This is a genomic window from Arthrobacter sp. H-02-3 (genome assembly GCF_003097355.1).
Classification (GTDB): domain Bacteria; phylum Actinomycetota; class Actinomycetes; order Actinomycetales; family Micrococcaceae; genus Arthrobacter; species Arthrobacter humicola.
In genome coordinates this window covers 13243-25422 of sequence record NZ_PYUI01000001.1, presented here as the reverse complement: position 1 = coordinate 25422, position 12180 = coordinate 13243, and the positions used below count along the sequence as shown (strand labels likewise).

At 64.6% G+C, this 12180-nt stretch carries 9 protein-coding genes; 5 read left to right on the top strand and 4 right to left on the bottom strand.

The genetic code is table 11. The features are described 5' to 3' along the window. Nucleotides 1-142: 142 nt before the first annotated feature. From C9424_RS00100 to C9424_RS00080, 5 genes are all read left to right on the top strand, one after another. Nucleotides 143-1357: an ATP-binding protein gene (locus C9424_RS00100; protein ID WP_116764967.1), complete on the top strand. Its 1215-nt coding sequence runs from the start codon at nt 143-145 to the stop codon at nt 1355-1357. An 8-nt stretch (nt 1358-1365) separates the two neighbouring features. Next, entirely contained in the window at nt 1366-3177 is a 1812-nt protein-coding gene (locus C9424_RS00095; protein WP_116764966.1) for a type IV secretory system conjugative DNA transfer family protein, read from the top strand. Beyond that, nucleotides 3164-3673, top strand: a complete 510-nt coding sequence (locus tag C9424_RS00090; RefSeq protein WP_116764965.1) for a hypothetical protein — start codon at nt 3164-3166, stop codon at nt 3671-3673. Before C9424_RS00095 ends, C9424_RS00090 begins: the two co-directional genes overlap by 14 nt. Nucleotides 3674-3761: 88 nt before the next feature. After that, nucleotides 3762-4925, top strand: a complete 1164-nt coding sequence (locus C9424_RS00085; protein ID WP_161958180.1) for an ArdC-like ssDNA-binding domain-containing protein — start codon at nt 3762-3764, stop codon at nt 4923-4925. Between the two features lie 61 nt (nt 4926-4986). Next, the gene (locus tag C9424_RS00080) at nt 4987-5499 is read left to right on the top strand and encodes a single-stranded DNA-binding protein (protein ID WP_116764963.1); all 513 of its coding nucleotides are present in this window, start codon (nt 4987-4989) and stop codon (nt 5497-5499) included. A 336-nt stretch (nt 5500-5835) separates the two neighbouring features. On the opposite strand, the gene C9424_RS00075 is transcribed toward C9424_RS00080, so the two are convergent. The 4 genes from C9424_RS00075 to C9424_RS00060 form a co-directional block, all read right to left on the bottom strand. Next, nucleotides 5836-6777, bottom strand: coding sequence for an alkaline phosphatase family protein (locus C9424_RS00075; RefSeq protein WP_237563218.1), 942 nt, complete (start codon nt 6775-6777; stop codon nt 5836-5838). A gap of 687 nt (nt 6778-7464) precedes the next feature. Further along, nucleotides 7465-8028: a hypothetical protein gene (locus C9424_RS00070; protein ID WP_116764961.1), complete on the bottom strand. Its 564-nt coding sequence runs from the start codon at nt 8026-8028 to the stop codon at nt 7465-7467. A 20-nt stretch (nt 8029-8048) separates the two neighbouring features. After that, nucleotides 8049-11621 carry a MobF family relaxase gene (gene mobF, locus C9424_RS00065; RefSeq protein ID WP_116764960.1) on the bottom strand — a complete coding sequence of 1191 codons (3573 nt, stop codon included), beginning with the start codon at nt 11619-11621 and terminating at the stop codon, nt 8049-8051. Further along, on the bottom strand, nt 11618-12001 hold the full coding sequence (locus C9424_RS00060; RefSeq protein ID WP_116764959.1) for a hypothetical protein: 384 nt from the start codon (nt 11999-12001) through the stop codon (nt 11618-11620). Before C9424_RS00060 ends, mobF begins: the two co-directional genes overlap by 4 nt. Nucleotides 12002-12180 lie beyond the last annotated feature (179 nt).

Sequence of the window (12180 nt, the reverse complement as noted above, 5' to 3'; positions counted from 1 at the left end):
GAAAGCAGCGTTCCAGGGCTTGGGCGAGCATTTCGGTGACCGGCTGGACAATCGCGAGCATGGTGGCGATTGGGGGAGCCGGGAAGCAAATTCCCTGCGCGGCCCGCATCGCCTGCGCCCGGCACCGCACCGCGCTTCCACCATGACTTTTGCGGCGGCGTACCCTTTCATCACCGAATCAGGGTTGGGCCACGAAGGAACGTACATCGGCACAGATGTGTTCGGCTCCGGAGCGTTCTCCTACGATCCATGGATCCTCTATGACAAGGGCGTCATTAGCGGCCCGTCGATCGTCGTCATCGGTACCGTGGGGACAGGGAAGTCCATGTGCGGAAAATCCCTGGTGGCCCGGTCCATCACGCTGGGCAGGAAGGCGGCCGTCGCCTCTGACCCCAAAGGTGAGTGGGTCGCCGTCGCCAATGCGGTTGGCGGCAAGGTCATTTCCGTCGGCCCCGGTCGCGCTGCCCGCGTCAATCCACTGGATGCCGGACCACGGTCCAGCGCCCTGAGCGAGGCGCAATGGCAGGCCGTGGTTCGGCAACGTCGACGCTATTTGCTGGTGGCACTGGTATCGCTCATGCGGCAGGGAATGCCGTTGCGCCCAGTGGAACACACTGCGCTGGACATGGCGCTTATGGAGACCGTGGCCCAGAACTCGAATCCCACTCTGCCGATGGTGCTGGACCATCTGTTGAACCCGTCAAGGGAGACGATCGGGCTGGTTGGCAAGGACGGAGGACTGGCGGTCAGCCACTCCCTGCGGCGCACCGTCTCCGGCGACCTGGAAGGCATGTTCGATGCTCCCTCCACGGTCGCCTTCGACGCCGACGCACCAATGATGGTGATGGACACGTCAGCGCTGATCGGCGCCTCTGAGCAGGCTTTATCCCTCGCCGCTGCATGCGGCGCCACCTGGCTGGAGGCCGCCGTCACCAACCCCGACGGCGGCAAACGGCTGGTTGTCTACGACGAAGGCTGGCGCATGCTCGCCGACCCTTACATGCTCGCCAAGATGAGCGAGCAATGGCGGTTGGCCCGCACCTACGGCATTGCGAATCTACTCATCATGCATAAAGTCGCCGACCTCAACGAAATCGGAGACAGCAGCAGCGGCCACCGCCAAAAGGCACTCGGCCTGCTCACCGAAGCAGACACCAGGATCATCTACCGGCAAAAGCACGACGCCATGCGACTGACCAAGGAAGCCCTGGGGCTGTCCGAAGCCGAATGTGAGCACGTGGAGAACCTCCCCAAAGGCGTCGGACTCTGGAAAGTCGGAAACCGATCCTTCATCGTGGCCAACCGCGTCACCACCGACGAGCTGGCAGTCTTCGGCACCGACGACCGGATGATCTGACATCCGCCATGAACTTGCGCCGCGGCAACGACACCCCGCTGGTCAACGCCGGGCTCATGGCGGCAGCCGGCTACGTCTGTCTATGCCTCCTGGTCCAAGGCGCCGCACATGTCCTGACGATCTGGCGCTGCGGCGGCAGTCCGCCGTCTCCGTTCACCCCGACAGCCGTCGTCGGGCTCCTTGTCGGCAGAATAGATTGGATTCTTCGTCAACCACAGGGATGCGACGTCGGAACCGGCACCGTCTGGTGCGTGGTTGGCCCCGTCCTTCTCGTGATGGCCGCGCTCGCCGGCGGGTCAGTCTTGGCCTGGCAGCGGTGGAAGCAATCCGGCGCGTGGCTGCGGCAGGACATCCTGAACCGCGAGGGCATCGCCCAACGTGCAGAGATCCGGCAGGACTTTGGCGCCAGAGCCGTCCGGAGGCGAGGCAAATTCACAAGGCCGGGCTTGGCCAAACCCCGGGTTCAGGACGTGGCGTGGACACTGGGCCGCTCTCGCGGCATCACGATCCACGTCTCCACAGAGGAATCGATGGTCATCCAGGGCGCCCCGCGCTCAGGCAAGGGCCTCTACGTGGTCATCAACGCCATCCTCGACGCGCCCGGCGCCGTCGTCACGACGTCCACGCGCGCGGACAACCTGGTGGTCACCATGACGGCGCGTGCCAGCGGAAACAGACCCGTCACCGTATTCGATCCACAAGGCATGTCCGGGCTTCCCTCAACGCTTCGTTGGTCGCCTGTCCGCGGCTGCCAAGACCCCGATGTCGCAACCCGCCGGGCCCTGGTAATTACGGCGGACACGGAGATGAAAGGCGAAAACGCCGCCTGGCAAAAGCGCTCACTGATTATCCTGCAATGCCTGCTTCATGCCGCGGCTTTGTCCGGGGACGGAGTCCGCGCATTTCGGCGGTGGTCATCGAGTCCGGTCTTGGCTCGTGAAGCGCTGGAGGTACTCAGTCGGCCCGGGGCCGCGCTGGGATGGCAGGCTGATCTGATGGGCATCCTGGAGGATGACCCCCGGAACACGTCCAACTCCTGGATCGGTGTCTCGGCTGCCGTTGCGCCGTTGTCGTCGCCCAAGGTGCTCGCCGCGCTGGATCCTCGGGACGAATCTGAAGAATTCGACCCAAAGTCGTTCATCCGTGACTGTGGCACGCTGTATCTGATCGGCACTCGTGCTGGCGCCGCCGCGGCAGGGCCGTACCTGTCGGCCCTGATCGACGACATCGACAACGCTGCCCGGGAAATGGCCTTCGTCGCGCCCGGAGGCAGATTGGACCCTCCCTTGTCACTGGTCCTGGATGAGATCGCCAATCTGGCCCCATGGCCGGGGCTACCCATCGCGCTCTCCGACGGCGGCGGCATCGGAATCTCCACGCTGGTGGTCCTGCAGTCCCTGTCCCAGGCCCGGACCGGCTGGTCCATCGATGAGGCCGCAACCATCTGGGACTCGGCCATCATCAAGGTAATTTTCGGGGGAGGCTCCGACGAACGCGATCTACGATCCCTTGCCGGGCTTCTGGGGGAGCGGAGCCTGACCTTGAACACCCGTTCCTGGTCTGCACAAGGCCGCCAGGACGGCGAACAGATCAGGGAGAGTCCGGTCCTGCCACTGCATGAGATCAGGCGCCTACCAACTGGCACGGCCCTTATGCTGGGGCGCCGGACCCGACCCATCCTCTTGGATCTGCGCGAATGGCACAAGCGTAAGGACGCGGCCGAACTTGGCAGGTCCAAGTTGGAGCTCGAACAGGCTTTGGCGGCCGGTCACCGACTAAGGCAGGAAGCAGCGGAGGGTGCCAGCGATGGAGAGCCGTGATGACGTTGAGCGCTTTGAAATCCCGTCGGCCGGAGCGGACGACGACGAGCTGACGGCAGAGCTCTTCCGCGCCGCTTTCCGGCCACCCGGCCGGACATCCGGTGTCACGCACCGGTGGCGCGAAATGACGCCTGCGCAGGCCGGGAGCGTGTGGGGCGCCCTGGCGGTTTGGGTTCGATGGTTAGTCGCCACGTACCAGCTCACTACGTCGGTGGTTCCGGATTGTTGGTGGCGCCACTCGGAGATTGTGGCCGAGCTCTATGCCCTGCAGCGGGCGGAACTGGCGTCCTACGCCAGCGACGATTCCGGCTTCGGGCCGTTGGCCTTTCACGAACGGCTACCACACGCCGTCGAGCGCCTGCGGATCCACACCCGAACGGCAGGGTGCGTTGGGCTGCAGGCGCACAAGGAACCGGCGCTCAGAATCCTGGTCCTGGACTCGCCGGGCTTCGTTGAGTGGCAGGCGGCGTCCCACCAGCTGGCGGACGACGTCTGAAGTCATGCCGTTCGCGGCTCCCAGGACATGAATGGGTATCCGCCGGGTAGTCCTTGCGGATTCCAAAGAGGCATGGAGGGTAGCTGTCGTGGCCCCTGAATCGGAAGACGTAGCCAGCAGTGCAGTAGCGGATGCCGCACCAGGCGCGGGCGTGGCCGGCAAGCCCCGCGTGACGCCGGAGGAGCGCATTGCTGCCCTGACGGATGGTCTCCACCAGATCTTGGAGGAGGCCGTTGAGTCGCCGTCGCATTGGCAGGTGCTGCTGGACGCCTCGGCGACCTTGTGGCGCTACTCTGGCGGAAACGTCGCCCTGCTCACGATGCAGATGGCTCAGCGCGGCACGGAAGAGCCCACGCTCGTGGCCGGGTACAAGGAATGGGAACGTCACGGCCGTACTGTATTGCGGGGTGAGCACGCACTGTGGGTGATCGCGCCCCGCACCTCACGAGTCCAGCAGGTGACACTTCCTGACGGCACCCGGCAGCGCATCCCGGTGGGCGGGCAGTTGCCGCCCGGCGCTGCCGACGATGGGAAGAAGACCGTCATCACCGGTTGGCGTGGGCAGGCAGTCTTCGATGTCTCCCAGACCGAAGGTGCTCCACTGCTGGTGCCTCGTTCCGGTGACGGGCCGGAGGTGAATGCCGCTGAGCTTTGGCGATCGTTGGAAGCCGTTGCCGTCAGCCACGGCTTCGACGTCGATGTCACGGAAGCCCAGTATGGGCTGACCAGTGGCTTTACGGACTTCAGTCAGCGCCGGGTCCAAGTTGGCGCCTGGCTGAGCCCTGAAGAGCGAACAGCGGTCCTTGCCCACGAGCTGGGGCATGTGCTGCTCCACGGACCGGACGACGACGTCGGGCGGCTGTACGGGAGCAGCGCGGACCACCGAGGGCTGGCTGAAGTCGAGGCTGAATCCGTCGCCTACACGGTGCTCCGGGCCCACGGGATCGACCGCGGCCCCCAATCCGCCACCTACCTGGCCGGATGGGCTGACGCCGTCATTGAGGCGGAGAACGATGCGTTGGCCCACGGCGCCGGCAGCAAGCTTCCGGGGTCCCGCGCGGACATTGCGAAGTCAGTCTTGGGCCGTGTCACCGCAGCCAGCAAGGGAATTCTCGAAATCACAAATCCGCCGGGATTCGGCGGCAAGATCTCGGCAGTTGACGCGAATCCTCGAATTAACCCGCCAGCGTCCTACGTGGGCTTGGAACAGCCTTCGGGATCCGTGGACGGACCGGTGATGGCCGGCCCGTGAGGTCGACCGTAGCCACCTGTCCGGCGGGAGAGTCCCGCCGGCACCTGAAAGGACAAGAACAATGAGCACTAAGATCCCGATCAGCATCGCCGGCAACCTCGTCGCCGATCCCGAACTGAGCATCGGCGAAAGCGGCGTGGCGCACGCCAAGTTGCGGGTCGCCGTGAACCAGCGAATCCAGGGAACGGACGGTACTTGGCACGACGGAGAACCCGTGTTTCATAATGTCTCCGCCTTCCGCGCGTTGGCAGAAAACGCTGCGACCTCGCTGAAGAAGGGCGACCCGGTCACTGTCGCGGGGGAGCTGGAATTCCGGTCCTACGATAAGGACGGCGAACGGCGTGAAGCCCGCCGTATCGTCGCCGACACGATCGGGCCCGATCTCCGCTTCGGCACGGCGGCGTACCAGCGTGCGTCGCATGCGTCAGTGTCGGGGCCGGACGCTGAAGTTGGCGCCGGTCCTGAAATGCCCATTCCGGCAGCGGCTACTGCACCTGCCTATAACATCACGTCAAAGAGCCCAGGGGTGGTGCCCCCTTTCGGGGGCGCAACGGGGAGTGAGATGAGGTACTGATCCCGCGATCCGCTCGGTGAGCTGGTTGCTCATTTCCAAGTCATCACCGTTGCGCAGGGTGACCTTGTTCCCAGTTTCCTTGACACAAAAGGATGGCAGCTGCGGTCGTGCCGGTACGTGTCGAACCCGCTGCTGCTGGAAGCCCCGCCAAGGCCGGTCGGCTCTATAGGGCCCGGCCCATCCGGGCGTGATCACGAAAATGCGGCTCGTCGATCCCTTTATGACGGTCGAGTCGCCAGGGAGCGACGCCGTCAAGGATTCGGGCGTGGACCACGGGCTGCGGCCGTCCCTGAGGGGCCTCTGACGCGGCTGGGTGGAATTGCCTGAGGTACCGGGTCAGGGTGTGTTGTTGAGGACGTCTGTACCGAAGGGTTTCAGTCCGGGGGCCCCGGCGTAGCCGAGGCGGGGAAGAGAGAAGTTGTCCTCGATGCTGGCGAGCAGGCTGTAATGGTTGTAGGGGGTGTTGGAGGTGGTTCCGCCCTTGGCGAAGGGGGAGAGTACGAGGGCGCCGATTCTTCCGCCGGCTGTGCCGCCTGGCACGAGCCCGGCGGGTCCGGTGGTGTTGCCCTCGGATTCATCGAAGGTGATGATGAGCATGCCGTCCTGTTTGTAGGCGGGGGAGTCCAGGATGGCGGGGACCTGCTGGCTGAGCCAGGCATCGGCGCTTGTCAGCCCGCCCGGGCTGCCGTCCACACACGGGCTGTCGTGGCCGTCGTTGCACAAATTGGGGCTGATGTAGGACAGGTTGGGCGTCGTGCCGACAGACTTCAGGTCATCCGCGAGACTGCTGAAGGGGACAACATTGCTCTGGCACTCCGGGGACGAAGTGATCGCCTCGAAGTACACGAACGGGTTATGGCGGGTCGCATACTGATCGCCCACACGAGCGCCCTGATGGTCGTCCTTGGCACCGAGCTGGGAGTGCTCGCACGGGGTCCGCATGTCCTCCATATAGCCCTTCCAGGTCTTCCCGGCGGCGGTGAGCTGGCCGGCGACGGTGGGTACAGAGGTCGGATACACACAGCCGGTCCCCTGCAACTGGCCCGGTGATGCGGTCCCGGTCTGCTGGAACGGGGCATAGGTCGGGCAGTCGTTCCGGGTCATTTCGTTCGATGCCTGCCCGGAAATCTGGGCCAGATAGTTGGGGTTCGAGTTGTGGGCAATCCCGTAGTACTGGGTGAGCAGAACACCCTTGCCGCGCAGGGTTTTGGATAAGTACGTGGCCGTCGAACCGGCACCCCAGACTTTGTCGTAGCCCTTGTTCTCGAGATTGATCACGAACACGTGCCCCGGCGCCCCGGAGGCGGGTCGGGCGGCCGGCGACTGGGATCCCGAAGAAGGGCCCGGTTCGGGGGAGGCTGCGCTCGGGGAGGCCGTTGCAGATCCCGTCCCGGTGGAGGGGGCGGGCCCGGGAGGCGGGGACTGGCAGCCCGCCGTTGCCAGGGCGAGGGCGGCCGCAATGATCAGCCACGGTGCCCGTACCGTGGGCGTCCGGGCAGGTGCTGGTGTGATTTTCCGGTTCATCTTTTCCGGCTTTCTCTATGACCGCCCATGTGGGAATCGGCAGCCGGCCACCGCGGCAGGCCCCGTATGTTCCGCCAGCGGAAACCCGCGCCCCCGTAGCCCCGACCGGAACCACGGGAATGATGTGAAAGCCGCCAAGTCCTAGAACTGTTCCACAATAGTGCGGGATTGCCACGGTAATTCCCTGACAAATCGCTGTGAAGTCACCGTTCGGGGCCACGGTGTCGTTACTAACGATGTCGCCGGGCGCCTGCCGCCGAGTGGCAGGAGCCCGGGCGCATCCCCATGCCGTGCAGCGTTCATCGATCACGCGCGTACTTGCCCTTGCGTTGAATGGGGGAGCCGGGACATTTCCGGTCAGGACCCGATGGCAATGCCCGTCATCGTCCAATCGAAACGGGAAGCACCACCAGATCAATGGTGAGTGGGGCAACAGTGACCTTATGACTTTGGCGCCAGTGACTCTCTTTGCGACGATGCACTGCGGGCCGCCAACGGTGCCCAAGCAAGGAATCTGGTATCGCTGATGTAGTAGATCGCCGGCCATGGCGCACCCGGGGTGATCTGGGCAGGGTCCGGCGAAATCAGAAGCACGGAACCAGGCCAGATAGGATCACGCAGGGCTTCGATCCAGGCGCGCTGGACGTGGTCGAAGCGGTCCCATCTGATCGTTATCCACGAGCCTGTGGGCTCGAGGGCATCGACGCTTTGAACAGTGACTTCCGTCGTGGTCCCGTGGGTTCGCTTCACGTCGTCGAAGTGATTCCATCTTTCATGTGCAGCCGCTGTCCAGGCCCGGAGCCGGCGGGCTCGGGCAAACCAGGTCACGCCGGCCATGGCAGCAAGAAGGATGAAGGCCACAGCCGCCAGGATCAGGAACAACGAGGACTGCCCGTTGGCGGCCAGAGTGCCAACAAGAAAAGCGGCACAGATGAGGATGGCCACGCCGCTCAGGATCAGCGCAGGTGTCGCAACCTTCGGTTTCAGGACTGGGTTCGCATTCATAGCCTGCCTTCCCGCCCAGTCTAGAGTTGCCAGCCCACATTGATAAGGCGGTCTTCCGAGACGTCCGTGTCGGCGCTCCAGGTCGGTGCCGGCAACCGGGCCGCCGACGAGAGAGCCGCCCGATTAATGAGGTGCTCGATATTTGCCTGCTGCACCTGCTTTTCCCATTCATGGGAAGCTGGTACGGGCCCCATGGGAAGGGACGAATCGTCGATGCCCCAGCTGTCCCTGTAGACGGCGACCTGGCGGATGACGTCCGTGACGTTCTCCGGCAGGACGTCGGGACCCAAAGCTTCGACGAGGTTCCTCTTCCATCCAGCTTCCTGCATGATCGCAGTTCGGGTGACCTGCTCCATCCTGAGCTGCATTCGTGTCCGTACCTGGTTGACCATGTCCGTTAGGTCGGGTCGAGCAGTATGGATTGGCTCCGCTAAGGCGTCTATTCCACCGGCCGGCATACCGGACATGAACTGCCGGAGGCGTGAATGGACGACGGCCGCCAAGTCTCGTGCGCCGGCGCTTGTTTCCAGGGCGCCGAGTACGGTCCGTTGAGTACTCGGGCGGCTGACTGCAACTGAGCGGCGCCAGGTTGCGACGGCCGCACCCCATGCGGGTGACTGCTGGAGTTCGGAGGTCATTCCTGACGCATGAGCATTGAGGAACTGTGCCAAGTCGTCGGAAGCTGCGATTTGTGCGAGGTAGTCGTACTCCGCGGAGAGTTGTTGCAAGCTGTCGGCTTTGGACTGCTCTTTGTCACGTACTTCGTGGGCAGTGCGCTCGGCACCTTCTGCGGCGAGGACCTCGCCGAGTATTTGGCGCCAGGAGGGTTGAAGCGCTGGATCCAGGGGTTCGTCGTCCAAAGGATCGTTTTCGCTGACGTAGGCACGGTTTTCCGCGCGTCCCCTGGTCAGGCTCACGTATAACAGTTCGCGAGTGAGCCGTCCCCGCGTCACCACGGTGTGCCCGGTGTCCACGGTGATGCCTTGGGAACGGTGCGCCGTCGTCGCGTAGCCGAGTTCGACTGACGCCTCAACATAGTCGCGGTGCAGTGTGACTGTCGCGCCCGAATCCCGGCGGACAGCGGTGAGTGACCCGTCGCGTCCGCCGGTACGGAGGACGTCGAGCATTGTCCCGTTGCGGATGAAGTCGCCGCTGCTGTCCGTGATGTGGCGGTCGTTGCGGCGGGCAATGACAGTGTCTCCGGTCCCGGCCCGCAGACCGCCGCTGAGCGGCACGGTGTGTTCCGCATCCACGGCGCCTTGGATTGCACGGTCGGCCTGTGCACGCTCGTTGAGCATTCTGACGGTTTCGTTGTCGGCTGCGATGAGGATGGACGACCTGCCAGCGTTGACGTCGGCCTGCCACTTCGAATAGGCATGGTCCACCATGTCCAGGTAGGTGCCGTGGTCGATCCGTTGGTGCCCTTCATACTCGGCGATGGCTCCCACGTCGCCTGTCCGGAGCTTCAGGGATGTCTCCTGTTCCCAGGCCTGTTCGAAACGCCAGATGGTGGTTAACCGCACGGTCTTGCCCTGCCGATCCAGCCAGCCGAGGATGCCGCCGGCGTCAATGGCATCCAGCTGTGCTGGGTCGCCCACTAGTAGGACTTTGGCGCCGACATCCCTGGCCTGCTGCACGAGAGCTGACAACTGAAGTGTGGAGACCATGGAGGCTTCGTCGACGACCACCAACTGGTTCGCATGGAATCGCCACCGTTCCTGCTCGGCTGCCAGACGGGTGGCTTCCTGTGCGAGGCGCAAGGAGTGAGTGCTTCGCTCAGCAGCGTGATGGTGCAGTCGTTGCTCAACGTCGAAGAACCGCGCGGCCCGGTTGCCGGCGCCCTGACCGACGGACTCGTACAACCACTTGGCGACATTCTCGGTGGCCATCGCGAGCTCCCGCCCCAAGACCTCGGCGCTCGCCGCCGCCGGCGCCAGACCGACCACGGTGCCGGCTCCGAACTCGGCTTCCCAGGCTGCCTTGACCGCGCCGAGGGTGGTCGTCTTGCCCGTTCCCGCAGGACCGACGACGGCGTCGAGCCGGTTGCCGCTGAGCAGGACCTCAGCTGCCGCGGCGCGCTGGTCGCCGTGCAGCTCGAGGCGACCACGATGCTTATAAGTGGCGAGTGGTTCCATGGCAACGGCTGCGCTCACGGCCGGGCCGCCGTCGTCGTTCCTTGCTTGCATGACGAGGTCCTCATTGGCGAGAGTCCCTGCGTCCGTGTAGAGGCGGGCACCGTGGAAGTCGAAGACGTTGCGGCCCGCAAACGTGAGGTCTGGCCGCGCGCCGGCTGGGACGGCATAACGGTAGTCGTTGAGGGGGACGGATTGGCTCTCGGCGGCCGTGGCCACAGCGTCGATCATGGCCGTCCGGTCCTGCGAGGTGTGGCAGCGGATATCGGCGCAGACGCGTTCGGCTTCGGCGAGGAGGTTCCACCGGTTCCAGGTGGCGCGCTTGGCGGCGACGCGCTCGCGGGTATGCGAGCCGACGGCGTCGATCCATCTGGTGGTGAAGTCTCCAGTTCGGAACGGGGCGGCGTGAGAGCGTCGGATGGTGTTGGCGAGGACAATGCCGGGCTCGAAGCCCTTGGCCGCCGCGCGGGTTCTCCACTGGGTGGAGAGTTCGTGGAGCGGGGCGACCGTGTCCGGTTTGGGGGTGCGCGTGGAGAGGGTTGCCTGTTGGCGGAGCTTGAGGGTGGTGGTTGCTGTTGGAGGCGTGCCGTGGTCTGTGGTCCATTTGGCGACGAGTCGGTCGGTTTCGAGATCGATGAGGCGGGAGCGGTTGGAGAATTCGCGGATCAGGGCATCACCGACTCCGGTGAGTTGTTGGCTGGGGTTGTGGGTGTTTGCCGCCGGTTCGCGGATGTCCGTGTCTGTGCCGAGGTTGCGGTGAAGGGCGTCGAAGAGGAAACCGTTGTAACGTTCGCTGGCGGCTACCGCGGCCTTGTAGAGCGTGCGCGAATCCAGGGTGACCCAGGCGCCGTCGGTGATGCGTTGGACGCGGTTGGCGATGACCATGTGCGTGTGGAGCTGCGGATCCCCGGCGCGCGATTCCCAATGGTCGAAGGCTGCAGCGATGGCGCCGTGCGTGCCGATGTGGGCGACGCCGTTGCGTCCGGCCCGGGTATGGATGACCGACTCCTCGAGCCATTGCAGGGTGGCGTTCACAGCCTCGTGGTGGGTCTGGAGAATCTGGTCTTGGAGGCTCCGGGGGCTCAGGGCCCAGAGGACGGACACGGACTTGGGAACGCTGAAGGTCAGATCGAAGCCGACGACGGCGTGCCGGGTGGTTGCTTGTCCGTTGCTGTTTTGGACGAGTGTAGGTTGGCCGTGCGGACGGCCCAAGGGAGCGCCCGTGTCCGGATGGTTGGCGTGATCGAAGATGGCTGTGGCCTCTGATTCGGTGACTTTGTCTCCTTCGGCGCGGCTGATGCCCGGCAGGCCGGAGCCGAGCCAGCGGCCCTGCGGAGTACCGGCCTTCATGTAGTACGTGGTGGCGTCCGCGGGGGCGACAATCAGGTCGTCCATCATGGTGGTCTTGAACAGGTACTTCAGACCGGACTGGGCGGAGAGCCGCGCGATGGACATGGTCATTGCTGCTTGACCTCTGTCTTGCGGGCGGAAGCGGTCCAACCGCGACGGCGGAAGAGATCCTTCGTGGCGTTGTCGAGTCCGACGCCGCTGGCGTGGGAGAGGGCCAGGAGCCTGCCGGCGAGGTGAATTAGGTCTTGGGCGTCGGTTCTTTGGACGGTCTGGAAACGGATGACTTCGGCACGGAGGCCTTCGATGGCGGTGCGTTGCTCGGTGTTCTCGGCTTCTTGGTGGTCGAGGTCAGCAGACTGGGAACGGAGCTGGGTGCGAAGGGTTTCTTCGGATTGCCTGCAACTCGCGAGGGCTGCAGCGAGTCGGGCTTCCCGGGTTCGCCGGTGAGCCGTAATTTCGACCGCCCTGTACTGGACAACCGCGGAGGGCATCGGACTCGCTCCCGGAGTCCGGTGCCGCCGTCGACGATCCCTGTTTCTGTTGGCGCAGCGAGTTGAGCAGAACCGCTGCGACGTTCGCGTCGGCCTAAAGGGCTCGTGACACTCCTGGCAAATCTTCTCGCTCACGATCATTCATCAGCATGAATTCAAGCGACGACATGACCGGCCGT

Coding starts and splice junctions, on each gene's coding strand:
- C9424_RS00100 (WP_116764967.1), top strand. CDS start 143: ATGACTTTTGCGGCGGCGTACCCTTTCATCACCGAATCAGGGTTGGGC.
- C9424_RS00095 (WP_116764966.1), top strand. CDS start 1,366: ATGAACTTGCGCCGCGGCAACGACACCCCGCTGGTCAACGCCGGGCTC.
- C9424_RS00090 (WP_116764965.1), top strand. CDS start 3,164: ATGGAGAGCCGTGATGACGTTGAGCGCTTTGAAATCCCGTCGGCCGGA.
- C9424_RS00080 (WP_116764963.1), top strand. CDS start 4,987: ATGAGCACTAAGATCCCGATCAGCATCGCCGGCAACCTCGTCGCCGAT.
- C9424_RS00070 (WP_116764961.1), bottom strand. CDS start 8,028: ATGAATGCGAACCCAGTCCTGAAACCGAAGGTTGCGACACCTGCGCTG.
- mobF (WP_116764960.1), bottom strand. CDS start 11,621: ATGACCATGTCCATCGCGCGGCTCTCCGCCCAGTCCGGTCTGAAGTAC.
- C9424_RS00060 (WP_116764959.1), bottom strand. CDS start 12,001: ATGCCCTCCGCGGTTGTCCAGTACAGGGCGGTCGAAATTACGGCTCAC.